The sequence below is a fragment of the Pseudomonas sp. NKUCC02_KPG genome (assembly GCF_019345465.1).
GTDB lineage: Bacteria > Pseudomonadota > Gammaproteobacteria > Pseudomonadales > Pseudomonadaceae > Aquipseudomonas.
In genome coordinates this window covers 51,767-69,071 of the sequence record NZ_JAHKRC010000019.1, presented here as the reverse complement: position 1 = coordinate 69,071, position 17,305 = coordinate 51,767, and the positions used below count along the sequence as shown (strand labels likewise).

At 58.1% G+C, this 17,305-nt stretch carries 14 protein-coding genes; 10 read left to right on the top strand and 4 right to left on the bottom strand.

Features of this window, described 5'->3' with window-relative positions; genetic code table 11:
- Window positions 1-17: 17 nt before the first annotated feature.
- Both KO536_RS21680 and gap read right to left on the bottom strand, forming a co-directional pair.
- The gene (locus KO536_RS21680) at window positions 18-482 is read right to left on the bottom strand and encodes a methylglyoxal synthase (protein WP_219262910.1); all 465 of its coding nucleotides are present in this window, start codon (window positions 480-482) and stop codon (window positions 18-20) included.
- 4 nt (window positions 483-486) lie between these two features.
- Entirely contained in the window at window positions 487-1,488 is a 1,002-nt protein-coding gene (gap, locus tag KO536_RS21675) for a type I glyceraldehyde-3-phosphate dehydrogenase (RefSeq protein ID WP_133077266.1), read from the bottom strand.
- Window positions 1,489-1,697: 209 nt separating this feature from the next.
- Between gap and edd the strand changes: the two genes are divergently transcribed.
- From edd to KO536_RS21655, 4 genes are all read left to right on the top strand, one after another.
- A complete protein-coding gene (edd, locus tag KO536_RS21670) occupies window positions 1,698-3,524 on the top strand; it encodes a phosphogluconate dehydratase (RefSeq protein ID WP_133077267.1) in 1,827 nt (608 codons plus the stop codon).
- Window positions 3,521-4,477, top strand: coding sequence for a glucokinase (locus KO536_RS21665; RefSeq protein ID WP_133077268.1), 957 nt, complete (start codon window positions 3,521-3,523; stop codon window positions 4,475-4,477). The genes edd and KO536_RS21665 overlap by 4 nt, the downstream gene beginning before the upstream one ends.
- A 116-nt stretch (window positions 4,478-4,593) precedes the next feature.
- On the top strand, window positions 4,594-5,325 hold the full coding sequence (locus tag KO536_RS21660) for a response regulator (protein ID WP_219262909.1): 732 nt from the start codon (window positions 4,594-4,596) through the stop codon (window positions 5,323-5,325).
- Window positions 5,315-6,775 (top strand): ATP-binding protein, encoded by a 1,461-nt coding sequence (locus KO536_RS21655; protein WP_133077270.1) that lies wholly within the window; start codon window positions 5,315-5,317, stop codon window positions 6,773-6,775. The genes KO536_RS21660 and KO536_RS21655 overlap by 11 nt, the downstream gene beginning before the upstream one ends.
- Here KO536_RS21655 and KO536_RS21650 read toward each other — a convergent pair.
- Complete coding sequence (locus KO536_RS21650) at window positions 6,744-7,391, bottom strand: AP2 domain-containing protein (protein ID WP_133077271.1); 648 nt, start codon at window positions 7,389-7,391, stop codon at window positions 6,744-6,746. The genes KO536_RS21655 and KO536_RS21650 overlap by 32 nt on opposite strands.
- 354 nt (window positions 7,392-7,745) lie before the next feature.
- On the opposite strand from KO536_RS21650, the gene KO536_RS21645 reads away from it, so the two are divergent.
- The 6 genes from KO536_RS21645 to KO536_RS21620 all read left to right on the top strand — a co-directional run bounded on the left by KO536_RS21645 (window position 7,746) and on the right by KO536_RS21620 (window position 14,440).
- On the top strand, window positions 7,746-9,035 hold the full coding sequence (locus KO536_RS21645) for an ABC transporter substrate-binding protein (protein WP_219262908.1): 1,290 nt from the start codon (window positions 7,746-7,748) through the stop codon (window positions 9,033-9,035).
- Between the two features lie 103 nt (window positions 9,036-9,138).
- Window positions 9,139-10,047, top strand: coding sequence for a carbohydrate ABC transporter permease (locus tag KO536_RS21640; protein ID WP_019822330.1), 909 nt, complete (start codon window positions 9,139-9,141; stop codon window positions 10,045-10,047).
- 1 nt (window position 10,048) lies between these two features.
- The gene (locus tag KO536_RS21635; protein WP_133077403.1) at window positions 10,049-10,894 is read left to right on the top strand and encodes a carbohydrate ABC transporter permease; all 846 of its coding nucleotides are present in this window, start codon (window positions 10,049-10,051) and stop codon (window positions 10,892-10,894) included.
- 3 nt (window positions 10,895-10,897) lie between these two features.
- Window positions 10,898-12,058: an ABC transporter ATP-binding protein gene (locus KO536_RS21630; protein ID WP_133077273.1), complete on the top strand. Its 1,161-nt coding sequence runs from the start codon at window positions 10,898-10,900 to the stop codon at window positions 12,056-12,058.
- Between the two features lie 83 nt (window positions 12,059-12,141).
- Window positions 12,142-13,479 (top strand): carbohydrate porin, encoded by a 1,338-nt coding sequence (locus KO536_RS21625; protein WP_133077274.1) that lies wholly within the window; start codon window positions 12,142-12,144, stop codon window positions 13,477-13,479.
- A gap of 97 nt (window positions 13,480-13,576) precedes the next feature.
- A complete protein-coding gene (locus tag KO536_RS21620; RefSeq protein WP_133077275.1) occupies window positions 13,577-14,440 on the top strand; it encodes a D-hexose-6-phosphate mutarotase in 864 nt (287 codons plus the stop codon).
- Window positions 14,441-14,519: 79 nt separating this feature from the next.
- Here KO536_RS21620 and KO536_RS21615 read toward each other — a convergent pair whose 3' ends face one another.
- Window positions 14,520-17,285, bottom strand: a complete 2,766-nt coding sequence (locus tag KO536_RS21615; RefSeq protein WP_219262907.1) for an RHS repeat-associated core domain-containing protein — start codon at window positions 17,283-17,285, stop codon at window positions 14,520-14,522.
- Window positions 17,286-17,305 lie beyond the last annotated feature (20 nt).

Below are 17,305 nucleotides of genomic sequence, written 5' to 3'. Positions count from 1 at the left end.
CGGCTACAGAGGGATGGTTAAACGCGGCCTTTGAGGTACGCGCTGTAATCCGGGATGCGGTATTCGTGGGGCTGGCTCATCAGGGGGCTGCTGAGCAGGTAGTCAGCGCTGCACTCATTGCAGGCCACCGGAATGTTCCAGACCGCAGCCACCCGCAACAAGGCCTTGATGTCCGGATCATGGGGCTGGGGTTCAAACGGGTCCCAGAAAAACACCAGCATGTCGACCCGCTGCTCCGCGATCCTGGCGCCCACCTGCTGATCGCCGCCCAACGGGCCGCTGATCATGCTTTCGATCGGCAGCCCAAGGCGTTGGCTCAAGAGCAGGCCCGTGGTGCCGGTGGCGCACAGGTCGTGCTGGCTGAGTTCCGATTTGTGGCGCTCGGCCCAGTCCAGCAAGAAACCCTTGCAGTGATCATGGGCCACCAGGGCGATGCGCTTGCGCGCCGCCAGGGTGGCCGTGGTGAAGCTGATACCGATCATCGCGTTACTCCGCGTTGCACAGCGCCAGGCAGTTATCGAGCATGCGGTTGGAGAAGCCCCACTCGTTGTCATACCAGGCCAGTACTTTCAACAGTTTACCGCTGACTTTGGTGTGATTGGCGTCGAAGATCGACGAAAGCGGGTTGTGGTTGAAGTCGCTCGATACCAGCGGCAGGGTGTTGTAGCCCAGAACTTTGGAGTGCTGGCTGGCTTCCTTGAACAGCGCGTTGACTTCAGCCACGGTGGTTTCGCGCTTGAGCTCGATGGTCAGGTCAACCAGCGACACGTTGATCACCGGAACCCGAACGGCCATGCCGGTCAGCTTGCCGGCCAGCTCAGGCAATACGAGGCCCACGGCTTCGGCGGCACCGGTTTTGCTCGGGATCATGTTCTGGGTGGCCGAGCGCGCACGGTACGGGTCCGAGTGATAAACGTCGGTCAGGTTCTGGTCATTGGTGTAGGCGTGGATGGTGGTCATCAGGCCGTTTTCAATGCCGAACTCGCGGTGCAGGATTTGCGCCACAGGTGCCAGGCAGTTGGTGGTGCAGGAAGCATTGGAAATAATTTGGTGGGATTGGCGCAGAATGTCGTGGTTAACGCCGTAGACCACAGTCGCATCGGCATTTTTACCGGGTGCAGAGATAATCACCTTACGGGCACCAGCGCTAATATGCGCTTCAGCTTTGCTGCGATCTGTGAACAAACCTGTGCATTCAAACACCACATCTACTTTCAGCGCCGCCCAAGGCAGTTCGGCCGGGTTGCGAATGGCGGTCACGCTGATGCGGTCGCCATTGACCGTCAGGCTCTCCTGATCATGCTCGACAGTTGCGTCGAACGTGCCGTGAACCGTGTCGTACTTGAGCAGATGAGCGTTGATCGAACTGTCACCCAGATCGTTGATTGCGACGATCTGCAGGTCCTGACGGTAGCCTTGGGTATACAGTGCGCGCAGGACGTTACGGCCGATCCGGCCAAAACCATTGATTGCGATTCGTAGAGTCATGGAAAGCGCCTGCCATCGATTTGTTGTTGGAATTACAAGATTATTCGCATAAAAATAGAAAACAAGCCATTTAAGTGGCAATATTTTGTTTTATCTACAACGAGTGACCTGAATCAACGGGTCCGAATGGTCGAAGTCGCTCCTCAAAGCCCTTCGGTCAGCATAGGACACGTACAGGTCGCCACATCCGTTAGCCTGGAGTTCAACACATGCATCCCCGCGTTCTTGAAGTCACCGAGCGTCTTATTGCCCGCAGTCGTGCCACCCGTGAGGCGTACCTGACGCTTATTCGCGGTGCCGCCAGTGACGGCCCGCAACGCGGCAAGCTGCAATGTGCCAACTTCGCCCACGGCGTGGCCGGGTGTGGCGCTGAAGATAAAAACAGCCTGCGGATGATGAACGCCGCCAACGTCGCAATTGTTTCGTCATATAACGACATGCTGTCGGCGCATCAGCCCTACGAACACTTTCCTGAGCAAATCAAAAAAGCACTGCGTGAAATCGGCTCGGTGGGCCAGTTCGCGGGCGGCACGCCGGCCATGTGCGATGGCGTGACCCAGGGCGAGCCGGGCATGGAGCTCAGCCTGCTGAGCCGTGAAGTGATTGCGCTGTCGACGGCCGTGTCGCTGTCCCACAACATGTTCGATGCGGCAATGATGCTGGGCATATGTGACAAGATCGTGCCGGGCCTGCTGATGGGCGCGCTGCGCTTCGGTCATCTGCCCACCATTTTTGTGCCGGGCGGGCCGATGCCGTCGGGTATTTCCAACAAGGAAAAGGCCGACGTGCGTCAGCGTTACGCTGAAGGCAAGGCCAGCCGCGAAGAGCTGCTGGAGTCGGAGATGAAGTCCTATCACAGCCCTGGCACCTGTACGTTTTACGGGACCGCCAACACCAACCAGTTGCTGATGGAAGTCATGGGGCTGCATTTGCCGGGCGCTTCTTTCGTCAATCCCTACACGCCATTGCGTGATGCGCTGACCCGTGAGGCCGCTCATCAAGTCACTCGCCTGACCAAGCAAAATGGCGACTTCACCCCGTTGGGCGAAATCGTCGACGAGCGCTCCCTGGTGAACTCCATTGTTGCGCTGCATGCCACTGGCGGCTCGACCAACCACACCCTGCACATGCCGGCGATTGCGATGGCCGCGGGCATTCAGCTGACCTGGCAAGACATGGCGGACCTGTCCGAAGTGGTGCCGACCCTGTCCCACGTGTATCCAAACGGCAAGGCCGATATCAACCACTTCCAGGCCGCAGGCGGCATGGCGTTCCTGATTCGCGAACTGCTGGAAGCCGGCCTGCTCCATGAGAATGTCAACACGGTGGCGGGCTTCGGTCTGAGCCGTTACACCCGCGAACCGTTCCTGGTGGATGGCGAGCTGGTCTGGCGCGAAGGCCCGATCGAGAGCCTCGACGAGTCGATTTTGCGTCCGGTTGCACGTGCGTTTTCGGCCGAGGGCGGGTTGCGGGTGATGGAAGGCAACCTGGGGCGCGGCGTGATGAAAGTCTCGGCGGTAGCGCTTGAGCATCAAATCGTCGAAGCCCCGGCACGGGTATTCCAGGATCAGCAACAACTGGCCGATGCGTTCAAGGCCGGTGAGCTGGAACACGACTTTGTGGCCGTGATGCGCTTTCAGGGCCCGCGTTCCAACGGCATGCCCGAGCTGCACAAGATGACGCCGTTCCTGGGTGTGTTGCAGGATCGGGGCTTTAAAGTGGCACTGATCACTGACGGACGGATGTCAGGCGCCTCGGGCAAGATCCCGGCAGCGATTCATGTCAGCCCGGAAGCTTCGATCGGCGGCGCTCTGGCCCGTGTTCAGGACGGCGACATGATTCGCGTGGACGGCGTAAAAGGAACATTGCAACTGTTGGTGGATGAGGCAGAATTCGCGGCGCGCACCCCGGCAATCGGCACTCTGGATAATGCCGTTGGGTCCGGGCGTGAGTTGTTTGCGTTCATGCGTCAGGCCTTCAGTTCGGCCGAGCAGGGCGCGAGTACCTTTACCTCGTCTCTGGAAAATCTGAAATGAAGCTTGCACTGGTCGGTGACATTGGTGGAACCAACGCCCGGTTTGCGTTGTGGGATAACGACCAGCTGCGCTCGGTTCGTGTGCTGGCAACAGCTGATTTCGCCTGCCCGCAAGAAGCCATCAAGCTTTATCTGAGCGACCTGGATCTGGCCTTGGGTGCTGTAGGTTCGGTGTGCCTGTCAGTGGCAGGTCCCGTGAGTGGCGATGAGTTTCGCTTTACCAACAACCACTGGCGCTTGAGCCGGTCGGGGTTCTGTAAGGACCTGCAGGTCGACAATCTTCTGTTGATCAACGACTTCAGCGCGATGGCCCTGGGCATGACCCGCCTGCAACCTGAAGACGTACGCCAGGTGTGCCCTGGCATCCCGGACCCGACACGACCCGCCGTGGTTATCGGGCCGGGAACCGGGCTGGGCGTGGGCACCTTGCTGAACCTGGGTGAGGCACAGTGGATGGCCTTGCCGGGGGAGGGTGGTCACGTTGACCTGCCCATGAGCAACCCCCGTGAAGTGCAGTTGTGGCAGCACATTTACAACGAAATTGGCCATGTGAGTGCTGAAAGCATTTTGAGCGGCAGCGGTTTGCCGCGGGTCTATCGGGCGATTTGCGCGGTGGATGGCCATACGCCGGTGCTGGACAGCGACCGTGCAATCACGGCAGCGGCCCTGGCCGGTGATCCGGTCGCCCTGCAGGTGCTGGAACACTTCAGTTGCTGGCTGGGGCGTGTGGCGGGCAACAATGTATTGACCATCGGTGGGCGGGGCGGGGTCTATATCGTGGGCGGGGTCATCCCGCGCTTTGCCGATATTTTCCTGGCCAGCGGCTTTGCCCGCAGCTTCGCCGACAAAGGCTGCATGAGCGACTACCTCAAGGGCATCCCGGTGTGGCTGGTGACAGCACCGTATCCGGGGTTGATCGGCGCAGGAGTGGCGTTGCAACAGGCATTTGGCTAAAAGCCATGCACACACTGTGGGAGCGGGCTTGCTCGCGTTAGCGCAGACATCGAGTCGCTTGCATCGCGAACAAGTCCGCTCCCACAGGCGTGATAAAAACAATAAGGAACATCACTGTGAGTGCACCCGGCAAATCCATTTTGCTGGTCGATGATGACCAGGAAATTCGAGAACTCCTTGATATATATCTCACCCGCGCCGGTTTTCAGGTGCGTACCGTGGGCGATGGTGCGGGCTTTCGTGAAGCACTTGATAGGGCCGCCAGTGATCTGCTGATCCTCGATGTCATGTTGCCCGACGAAGATGGCTTCAGCCTGTGCCGATGGGTGCGTCAGCATCCGCGCTTTGCCCAGATCCCGATCATCATGCTCACCGCCAGTTCTGACGAGGCCGATCGCATCATTGGCCTTGAACTGGGCGCCGACGACTACCTGGGCAAACCCTTCAGCCCCCGTGAACTGCTGGCACGAATCAAGGCATTGCTTCGCAGGGCGCAATTTGCCAATACCAGTTCGGGTAACGAAGTCCTGGCGTTCGAAGAGTGGCGACTGAACACCGTGACCCATCGACTGTTTCATACCGATGGCGAAGAGGTGATTCTGTCCGGGGCTGATTTTTCGTTGCTCAAGCTGTTTCTGGATAACCCGCAACAGATTCTTGACCGCGACACCATCGGCAATGCGACCCGCGGTCGGGACCTGATGCCTCTGGACCGAATTGTCGACATGGCCGTCAGCCGCTTGCGCCAGCGTCTGCGCGACACCGACAAGCCCCCCCGGTTGATCCGTACCGTACGCGGCAGCGGCTATCAGTTGGCGGCTCAGGTCTTGTCCGGCAATGACCTTTAATTTCCTGCGCAAATGGCACATGCCCCGCTCATTGCTGGGGCGTATGTTGCTGCTGACGTTGCTTGCCATTTTGCTGGCGCAAACCTTGTCGAGCGCGATCTGGCTGTCGCAGTTGCGCACCACGCAACTCGAAGGGCTGGTCAACAGTGCGCGCAGCATGGCGCACTCGATGAATGCGACCGTGGCTTACCTGCGCTCCCTGCCGCTGGCCTATCGTCCGTTGGTGCTGGATCAATTGCGCAGCATGGGCGGAACCCGGTTTGTGGTGAGCCTCAATGACAGGCCCCTGGACATGCCCGTATTGCCGCCGACCCAGCGCAAACAGGCGGTGCTGGACGCCGTGGACAAGGTGTTGCGCGAGGCGGTGGGACCCGATGTCGACATGTCGGTGACGTTTGTCAGCCCCCAGGACCTGCGCATTTTCAATGCGGGCCTCAAGCTCGATGAGTTGCCCCGTTCCTGGGCGCATTTCGCCTTGACGCTTGAGCCGGTCAATCCACCGGTGCTGGTGACGCAAATCCAGATGGTGCCGGGCGAGTGGCTGTATATCGCGTCCCTGTTGCCGCAGCCGTACACCAGCCTCGAAGAAGAAGGACTGCCGGCATTGCAGGTGTGGTTCATCGTGCTCAGCAGCGTCTTTTTATTGTTGTTCATCGGCTTGCTGGTGCATTGGCAAAGCCGCCCGCTCAAGCGTCTGGCCCGGGCGGCCCGTGACATGTCGCTGGGTGAGGATGAAGTCAGGCCGGTCGAGATCGGAGGCGGCAGTGAGGTGGTCGAAGTGGGGCGAGCCTTCAACACCATGCGTGCTCGCATCAGCCGTTATCTGACCGAGCGCAGTCAGTTGTTCAGCGCCATTTCCCATGACCTGCGCACCCCGATCACCCGCCTGCGCCTGCGGGTCGAACTGCTTGAAGACGAGCAGTTGCAGCACAAGTTCGGGCGCGATCTGGATGAGCTGGAGATGTTGGTCAAAGGTGCGCTGCAGTGCGTGAAAGATACGGACATTCACGAAAACATCGAGGCAGTGGACTTGAATCACCTGCTCGACTGCTTGATCGAACCGTATTTGCTCCCTCAGGGAAACGGTCGCGTAACCCTTCAGGGACGAGCCCTCAAACCTTACCCCGGCAAGCCGCTGGCCCTGCGCCGCTGCATGGGCAACCTGATCGACAACGCCCTCAAGTACGGCAACAACGCGCACTTGCGTATCGATGACAATGAGCAGGCCTTTGTGCTGACCGTTGATGACGAAGGACCGGGGGTGCCCGAGCAACGCCTGGAGCAAGTCTTCGAGCCTCACTTTCGCCTGGCCGGGCAGCAGCAGGGTTACGGGCTGGGGCTCGGGATTGCCCGCAGTATTGCCCATAGCCACGGTGGTGAAGTCAGTCTGCAAAACCTGCGCGTGGGCGGCCTGCGGGTCACTTTGCACTTGCCGCGAAATGGCGATTGATCGACTGGCTCGCCTGTTCGGCACTGATGGGTAGCAAGGGTTCCAGTGGGCGGTCTGAGGCCACTTCCATCATGGACGTTGGCTGGCGGTGACTGCTCATCGCGGCGTTGATACGGTTTTCGCGCACCCGCCTGCTGGTCTGACTGAAGTGCAGCTGCAGTTTTTCCATGGCCACATCATAGGGTTCGTTGCACAGGGTCAGTTGCCTCTCGCGCTCTTGCAGCGCCAACCGCTTGGCCTCGTCATCGCCATAGCGATCCACACGAAAACTCTTGCTCAGGTTGTAACCGTGAATGCGGGTCGTGGCGCGCCAATAATGGATCTGGTTGGCGTGCACCCGATAGACCCCGGGGTGCCCGCTGGTGTTGTGGCGCGTCAGGCGCTGGCGATTTTCATAGGTGAGGGGCTGGGGCATTTCCAGCACCAGCTGGTTGCGCAAATGTTCAGCTGCATCCAGGGCCGCGGCCTCACCGCCATACTCGGCGAAGTCGAATTGGTGGACATGCACTTTGCCTGAGCGCCGGATGTCCAGTTTCCAGGCGTAGCGGCAACCGTCCGGATACTCCATCGGGCAAATGAAACAGTGGTTCTGGGCCGTTGCTCGATATTTCTGCATGAGTCTCATCTCCTGATGGGTGTCTGCATCCGTTCTTGAAACGTGGCGATGTGTTGCAGACTCGCTGAAGTTATTTACAGGTTCAACGTGGGAAAACGACTTCGGGATGCGTCCTACAGTCAACGCAGAAAATGCCTTACGTGGCTTTGGGGGCAGCTTTATGGCTTACAGGAAAGCAGAGTCAGACATCGTTGAAATATCCTCGGAACCAAACGCCCTCACCCTGCTTCTGTGTCACCAGGTTGTGACATTTGAGCGTCTCTTCGTTACGTGCGGGCAGACGGTGATGGATACACTCTTTGGCAGCGCAAGCAAAAAGACTTGCACAGCTATAACAACAAGAAAGGTCCAGACATGAATTCATTCAATCGCCTCGCCGTTGTCATTTCTCTGGCTACATTATTCCCCCTGGGTGCTTATGCCGCTGCCCCTGCCGACTCCAAAGGCACGGTTGAAGTGGTGCATTGGTGGACCTCCGGTGGTGAGGCCAAAGCGGTTGATGTGCTTAAAAAGCTGATCGAAAAAGACGGTTACACTTGGCAGGACAGTGCCGTGGCAGGCGGTGGCGGTGCCGCCGCCATGACCGTACTGAAAACCCGGGCCGTCTCCGGCAACCCGCCTTCAGCAGCACAAATCAAAGGCCCTGACTTGCAAGAGTGGGGCGCGCTCGGTTTGTTGACCAACCTCGATGAGGTTTCCAAGGCCAATCACTGGGACACCCTGCTGTCGAAAACCGTCTCCGACACCATGAAATACGACGGCCATTACGTGGCTGTACCGGTGAACATTCACCGGGTGAACTGGTTGTGGATCAACCCCGAAGTCTTCAAGAAGGCAGGCATCGACAAAGCGCCAACCACTCTTGATGAACTCTACGCGGCAGGCGACAAACTCAAGGCCGCGGGCTTTATCCCTCTGGCCCACGGTGGTCAGCCGTGGCAGGACAGCACGGTCTTTGAAGACCTGGTGCTCAGCGTCATGGGGCCAGATGGCTACAAGAAAGCCTTCGTCGATCTTGACGAGAAAACCCTGGCCGGCCCCCAGATGGCTGAAGTTTTCACCCACCTGAAAAAACTGCAGGGCTACATGGACCCGGATGGCACCGGTCAGGACTGGAACCTGGAAGCCGCCAAGGTGATCAACGGCAAGGCCGGTATGCAGATCATGGGTGACTGGGCGAAAAGCGAGTGGGCTGCTGCGGGTAAAAAGGCCGGCACTGATTTTGAGTGCGTGCCATTCCCGGGCACTCAGGGCAGCTTTACCTACAACATCGACTCGCTGGCGATGTTCAAGCTGTCGGCCAAGAACAACACGCCAGGCAATATCGCCGCGCAAAACGACGTGGCCAAAGTCGCGCTTGAGCCTGAATTCCAGTACGTGTTCAACCAGAACAAAGGCTCGATCCCGGTACGCAGTGACCTGGACATGAGCAAGTTCGACAGCTGTGGCCAGGCCTCAGCCAAAGACTTCGCCCAAGCGGGCAAGGCCAACAGCCAGCTGCCGAGCATGGCGCACAACATGGCCACTTCACTGGCGGTGCAAGGCGCGATTTTCGACACCGTCAGCAACTTTATGAGCGACAAGAGTGCTGATCCGGCCACGGCCGGTAAAAAGCTCTACTCGGCCATCAAGTCCGCACAGTAATTCGTTGATCTGACCTGCCACGCCTGCGCGTGGCTCCCCCTTATCCCTGGTTGTGCGGCATCTGCGTGTGCAGATGCCGGCATACCCTCTCGGGAGTATTTCGATGAGTTCCGTGGCTGTGTTCAGCAAGGCCTCGCCGTTTGATGCGCTGCAACGCTGGTTGCCCAAGCTGGTCCTGGCACCGAGCATGCTGATCGTATTGGTTGGCTTTTATGGCTACATTTTTTGGACGTTCCTGCTCTCGTTCACCAATTCCAGCTTTATGCCCAGCTACAAATGGGTTGGCTTGCAGCAATACGCACGACTGATGGACAACGACCGCTGGTGGGTCGCCAGCAAAAACCTGGCGGTTTTTGGCGGGATGTTCATCGTCATCAGCCTGGTGATCGGCGTGTTTCTGGCCATCCTGCTCGACCAGCGGATTCGCAAGGAAGGTTTCATCCGCACGATCTACCTGTACCCGATGGCACTGTCGATGATCGTCACCGGTACGGCCTGGAAGTGGCTGCTCAACCCGGGCCTGGGCCTGGACAAAATGCTCCGTGACTGGGGCTGGGAAGGTTTTCGTTTTGACTGGCTGCTGGATCAGGACCGGGTGGTGTACTGCCTGGTGATCGCTGCGGTGTGGCAGGCTTCGGGATTTGTGATGGCGATGTTCCTGGCCGGATTGCGCGGGGTCGATCAGTCGATCATTCGTGCGGCCCAGGTCGACGGTGCGAGCTTGCCGACCATCTACCTGCGCATTGTGTTGCCGAGCCTGCGCCCGGTGTTTTTCAGCGCCTTCATGATCCTTGCGCACATTGCCATCAAGAGCTTCGATCTGGTGTCGGCAATGACCGCCGGTGGTCCGGGATATTCCTCCGACTTGCCAGCCATGTTCATGTACTCCTTCACCTTCAGCCGTGGGCAAATGGGCATTGGTTCTGCCAGCGCGATCATGATGCTGGGAGCGATTCTGGCCATCCTCGTGCCGTATCTGTATTCCGAGCTGAGGAACAAACGCCATGACTAACATGACAAGCGGCATCGGCGCGTCCCGATTCACCTTCAGCCGCCTGGCCATTTACGCCACCCTGGTTCTTGCTGCGGCGGTCTATTTGATCCCCTTGGTGGTGATGCTGCTCACCAGCTTCAAAAGCCCGGAAGACATCCGTACCGGCAACCTGTTGAGCTGGCCGCAAGTGATTGACGGCATTGGCTGGATCAAGGCCTGGGACACGGTGGGCGGGTATTTCTGGAACTCGGTCAAGATCACCGTGCCTGCGGTATTGATCTCGACTTTTATCGGGGCCATGAACGGCTATGTGCTGTCGATGTGGCGTTTTCGCGGCTCACAGCTGTTTTTTGGCTTGCTGCTGTTCGGCTGCTTCCTGCCGTTTCAAACCGTGTTGCTCCCGGCCTCGTTCACCATCGGCAAGCTCGGGCTGGCCAATACCACCACCGGCCTGGTGCTGGTGCACGTGGTGTATGGCCTGGCCTTCACCACGCTGTTTTTCCGCAACTACTACGTGAGCATCCCGGATGCGCTGGTCAAGGCTGCACGGCTGGATGGCGCGGGTTTCTTCACGATTTTCGGGCGAATCCTGCTGCCGATGTCGGTGCCGATCGTGATGGTCTGCCTGATCTGGCAGTTCACTCAAATCTGGAACGACTTTCTGTTTGGTGTGGTGTTTGCCAGTGGTGATGCGCAGCCGATTACGGTGGCGTTGAACAACCTGGTCAATACCAGCACCGGCGCCAAGGAATACAACGTTGATATGGCTGCGGCCATGATCGCGGGGCTGCCGACGCTGCTGGTTTACATCTTTGCGGGCAAGTATTTTCTGCGCGGGCTGACGTCCGGCGCGGTCAAGGGGTAAGGCATGGCGACTCTCGAATTACGCAACGTGAATAAATCCTACGGCAAGGGTTTGCCCGACACGCTGAAAAACATCGAACTGAAAATCGATGACGGCGAGTTCCTGATTCTGGTGGGGCCTTCGGGCTGCGGTAAATCGACCCTGATGAACTGCATCGCCGGTCTTGAAACCATCAGCGGCGGGGCGATCCTGGTGGACGATGCCGATATCAGCGGCATGAGCCCCAAAGACCGTGATATCGCCATGGTGTTCCAGTCCTACGCGCTGTACCCGACCATGAATGTGCGGGACAACATTGCCTTCGGTCTCAAGATCCGCAAGATGAGCGCGGCGGCGATCGATGAAGAGGTGGCGCGGGTTTCCAAGCTGCTGCAAATCGAACACCTGCTGACCCGCAAGCCCGGCCAACTGTCGGGTGGTCAGCAACAGCGCGTGGCCATGGGCCGGGCGCTGGCGCGGCGGCCCAAGATCTACCTGTTTGACGAGCCGCTGTCCAACCTCGATGCCAAGCTGCGGGTCGAGATGCGCACCGAAATGAAACTGATGCACCAGCGCCTGAAAACCACCACCGTCTACGTCACCCATGACCAGATTGAAGCCATGACCCTGGGCGACAAAGTGGCCGTGATGAAGGACGGGATCATTCAGCAGTTCGGTACGCCCAAGCAGATCTATAACGATCCGGCCAACCTGTTTGTGGCGAGCTTTATTGGCTCGCCACCGATGAACTTCATTCCCCTGCGCCTGCAACGCCGCGAGGGCCGCTTGCTGGCCTTGCTCGACAGCGGCCAGGCACGCTGCGAGCTGCCGTTGAGCATGCAGGACGCGGGGCTTGAGGACCGTGATGTGATTGTGGGCATACGCGCCGAGCAGATTGTACTGGCGCCCGCAGAGCCCAACGGCTTGCCCGTCATTCGCGCCGAAGCCCAAGTCATCGAGCCTACCGGCCCGGACACCCTGGTTTTTGTAAACCTGAACGGGAGCAAGGTCTGCTGCCGAATGGCCCCTGATGATGCGCCTCAGGTGGGTCAGAGCCTCAATTTGCAGTTCGATCCAGCCAAAGTGCTACTGTTTGATGCGAATACGGGCGAGCGTCTGGGGGCGATGGGTTCGCCTCAGACGCTCGGCCGGGCTGATAACGTGGCGCAATTCAAGGGTCGTTAAGTCAACAGGGAGCCTGTTGCCGGGCCTCCTTGGGTGGTGCCGCGTTATAGAAAGCCAATAAGAAAACAACGAGGATTTAAGGGATGACTAACAGAATGACCCGTACCCGTCTGGCCTGCCAGCTATCGGCGATTGTCGCGCTAAGCCTGGGTGCAAGCAGTGTCTACGCTGACGAAGCGTTCAGTGCCGATTCGAAATGGATGACCGGCGACTGGGGCGGTGAGCGAACCAGACTGATCGAGCAGGGCATCGACATCAAGGCCGATTACGTCGGTGAAGTCGGCGCCAACCTGCATGGCGGTTACAACGATGACAAGACAGCGCGCTACAGTGACCAGTTCGGTCTGGGCGTCGCGCTGGACCTGCAAAAGCTGTGGGGCTGGGACAACACCCAGGCCAAGATCCAGCTCACCAACCGTAATGGCCAGAACATCTCCAATGACCGTATCGGCGACCCCCGTGCCGGTACCCTGAGCTCCTCGCAGGAAGTCTATGGCCGTGGCCATATGGTGCGTTTGACCCAATTGTGGATTCAGCACCAGTTCCTCGACGGCAAACTGGACGTCAAGGCCGGTTACTTCGGTGAAGGCGAAGACTTCAACACCTTCCCGTGCGAATTCCAGAACCTGGCGTTCTGTGGCTCCCAGGTGGGTAACTGGGCCACCAACGTCTGGTACAACTGGCCGGTCAGCCAGGCGGCACTGCGGGTGAAATACAACATCACCCCTGAGTTGTATGCCCAGATCGGCGCGTACAACCAGAACCCGTCGCAACTGGAACACGGCAACGGCTTCAAACTCAGCGGCAGCGGCACCAAGGGTACGGTGTTGCCGGTCGAGCTGGTCTGGTCGCCGAAGGTCAACGACCTGCCGGGCGAATACCGTGTTGGTTACTACAAGAGCACGGCGCCTGCCGATGACGTGCGCGTCGACATCACCAGCACTGGTCAGGACTATCGTGTACGCGACAGCAAGCACGGTTACTGGTTTGTGGTGCAGCAGCAACTCACCAGCCACAACGGTGACCCGTCGCGCGGTCTGAATATCGCGGCCAACGCCACTTTTCACGACAAGGCCACCAACATCGTCGACAACTACCAGTCGCTGATGTTTGTGTACAAGGGGCCTTTCGATGCCCGTCCCAAGGATGACATCGGCATTGGCGCCGCCCGCATCCACGTCAATGATGACGTGAAGAAAAGCGCCGAGCAGATCAACGCCTCCATTGGTGCCACCGATTACAACGATCCGCTGTACTCGCCACTGCGCTCCACCGAGTACAACTACGAACTCAACTACGGTTTTCACGTGACCAACTGGCTGACCGTGCGTCCAAACCTGCAGTACATCACTCACCCGGGTGGTGTGGACAAGGTTGACAACGCACTGGTGGCCGGTCTGAAGATTCAGTCGACGTTCTAAATGCGCTAAGCTCCTTGTTTTTCCAGCGGATAGCTTTGGCTATCCGCTTTTTTTCGGGGCTGCACACCTCGGCGCATGATTTTCAGGACTGCGGCACATGCATGAGCATCCGCTTCACCGTTTTTTCAAATCCAGGCGCGAGCAGCCGGTCTTCCAATGGGAGCGTTTTCAGCAGCGCGACGTGCTGGTGATCGATCACCCCCATTGTCAGGCGGTGTTCAGCCGTCAGGGCGCGCAGCTGCTGCATTTTAAGCCAACCGGGCAAAAGCCCTGGTTGTGGTGCGCTGCCAAGTGGCCGCAGGTGGGTGCGATTCGCGGTGGAGTGCCGATTTTCTGGCCCTGGTATGGTCGCCACCCCAGTGAAAATGCATGGCCATCCCATGGCTGGGCGCGGTTGATCGACTGGAAACTGCTCGATAGCAGCAGCGACGAAGAAGGGGTGACCCTGCACTGGCGCTTGAAGTTGTGCGATTGGCAGGTCGATTTACATGCACGACTGGGCGAAGAAATGGAACTGCGCTTGAGCACCGAGCATCAGGATGATGAGCCTTGCCAGGTCAGCCAAGCCTTACGTGCTTACTGGCGCATCGGAGATGTTGCCAAGGTAGCGCTGTCTGGTCTGGACGGTGTTCACGGCTACGATCAGTTGAATCGTGAGGTTTGCCAGCAGCAGGGTGAGTTGCGGGTGGCGGGCGGTTGTCAGCGCGTGTTCCAGCATGACGGAGAAATGCAGCTCAATGATCACGCCTGGCAAAGGGCGCTGAGTATCGATACCGGGCATCAGGCCAATACGGTGGTCTGGCACCCGGGCAAACGACCCTTGCTGGGCGTGAGCTGGAATGAGGTGATGGGTTTTGTGTGCGTGGAGTCCACCAGCGGTGGCATCCACAACCAAACCCTGGCGCCGGGGGAGCAGGCGCATTTGAGTTTGCAGGCGCGGGCGAGGTTGGTGGGGGTTTGAGAGCTTTGTGAAGTCGGCAGGCCAGAGCAGCGACAAGAGAGTCTGAGGTCGGGTTTTATTAACCCAACCTCAGAGATGCTCAAATCATTACATGGCCGGGTGCGGACATGGCATTAAAAAGTGCAATCATTTGATCCTCATCAAGATCCCCTGCTCCCGTGGTGGTGGTGGGCTTGAAGTATTTATCGAATACGATGTTGCCTTCATCATATTTGTTGCTAGTCAGCATCAGATTTTCCAGCGCGGAATTAAAGCCCGTATCGAGTCTCTTCAATTCGCGGGAAAAATGTAAAGAACCTGCGGTTTCCGAAACCATTTTGAAGTGGTCGTCAGGGTTGGCTGTCATATCATTTTTACGGTAAATGATGTGCTGAATTGCTTTGAACTTTTTGAAGCTTTCTTTGTTCATCTCTTTCAAGATCGGATTTTTTTTGTAAGTGGCAAACGTACTGGAATGAATGCCTTTTTCTCCGCCCCAACGATTGAATTGAGTCGGGCCTGCAGTCATTAATGTTTTTTCCTGGTGCTGCAGGGAGGCGGGCAGAGGTGCGATAGGCACGTTGTCCACATCATTGAACACGCCACCCAATTTATAAGTCAGCTCGGTTTTTAAAATGTCCGAACCGGATGCCAGATGGGCGCGCTCTCCGCTTCTTGATGCTTCAAATTGTGTGTAACGCTCCTTGGTCTGGAATTTTTTAAACCACTTTTCCTCTTTGATATTAATCACTTTTACACCACTGCCAAGGCTGCTTTGCAGGGCCTTGAGCTGAGTGTCTTCCCCCGGATTTGGCAGGACGTGCAATTCAACTTTATAGGCACTGTTGGTGAGCGCTATTTTTTTCAAGTTGGAATGATGCTGCTCAAGATTTTTGAGTTCTCCTTGCCAGAAGTGATGGATAACGTTCGGTACTGATTTTTCTTTGGCCAGTCCGTGCAAGTCCCGGTGAGTGACAGGATTGTTATTGACCATTGAGTACACATTAAGCCCATCGACACTGCCCGCCGGATCCGGGCAAATCCACCGCTGCAACCACGGTGCGTAATACCGTGCGCCGTAGTAATACAACCCTGTGGCATCGCGCTCTTTGCCGGAATAACGCAGGGTCTTGTATCTGGCCTGCACGGCACTGCGTGCGGCCCACCAGGATGTACCGCCGTAGGGGTAGTAACTTTCCTGGCTGATCAGTTCGCCCGCGTGATCCAGCTCCAGGGTGCTGCTGCCCAGATGATCACCCAAACTGTAGCGCCACTGATCGGGCTCGGTCGCCCAATGCAGCACCCGGACCTGGTTGCGACCGGCCTGGGTCGTCACGACATGTAACTGCTCGCCCGTGGTGGGTGTGCGGATTTCCAGACACGGCAAATACAGCACCTCAATGACCTGTTCACCACCGCCGGTCTTGGCCCGGCGTACCTTGCGCACGCGCTGACCCGTGCCGTCATAGATATAAGTCTCGACATCGTCGTCCCGGCCATCAGGTGCCTCGCGCACCACCTGCGTGACCTGATGCAATTGATTGCGAGTATTCCAGTGCATGAGCTGCCCCGGTGCCAGTGCCTGTTGATTGCCGTTGGCATCGAAACCACTGGCAAACTCCGCGGGTGCTTCACCCTTGAACAGGCTGCGGTTGCTGTGTTCTGCCACCACCATCTGGCGCAGATAGGTGTTACCGGCGCCAGCATCATGTTTGAGTGAAGTCAGGTTGGCGCCGCTGTCATAGGTGTAGGTCTGGGTGTAGTTGCGCCAGTGGCTGTCATCCCTGGCGCCGAAAATCTCCAGCCCGGGCAGTTCAGGTCCGATACGTTGGCTGGCGTTTTCCCGGCCCGTGGCTTCGATCAGTTGGTAGAGGGAGTCGTAACGGTAGGTGCTGATTGCCTCAACCTGTTGTTGGGCAAACCACTGTACGGGCTGGGCCAGATCTTCGATGCGCTCGATATTGCCCACCGGGTCGTACTGGTAGTGCAGGTCTTGCAGTAAATGCCCGGTCAGAGTGCTGGCCTTGAGCCGTTGCAACCGACCATTTGCCGCTGAGTAGCTCGCGATGGTCAGTACATTGTTGCCAGCTTGCTCTGTCTCCACCTGATCGAAGGCGTTGTATTCGCAGCTTTTGAGCAGTGCTATACCGTCCAGCTGTGACGCGCAGGGCCGGCCGGTAATGTCGACGTTTATCGAGCTTACGTGGTTTGCTGCATCGGTTTGCGCGATCACCGCGCCCAGTGCGTCGTACTGCCAGCGGGTGCTGTAGCTGACGGTCTGAAGCGGGGCATCCGGCCAGTGGGGAGCGGTCAGCGAGACGCAAAAGCGCCGGGTCTCAATCAGTGGCTGGCCGGTTACGGCGAACGCTTCATGCCACACACTGCCGGCTGGATCGTCGTGACGCAGCATGCGGCCACACCGGTTGCGTTGAGCATCTTCAGTATTGTTTGCGGCATAGGTAAAGCGTTCGACGCACTGCTCTACGTTTTCATCAGCCCCTTTTTCAAACAGTGCAACAGGTCGCAGTTGCTCATCGTAGTCCAGGCGCATAAAGCTTTCACGCCCGTCCCAACTGTGCACGGCCTGTGCGGCCGCGTTGTAGAAACGCACGCGCCAGCCTTCATCCACCGAATCACTGCATAGCTCCTGCCCCGTCAGGCTGAAGCGAGTTTGCTGATTGGCCACCGACAGTCGCGCATCCCATTGTTCGGTGAGATGACCCAGCGCGTTATACCGTTGCCGCGTGGTGTGGGCCGATGGTGTCTGACTGATGTCCCGGCGATGGTAAGCCACGCTGCGCAGCAGGGCTGCCCGCGGATCTATCGAGATCAGTAATGGCGTTTTTTGGTGCAATTGATAAGTCATCGTTGCCATACCTGATTGTT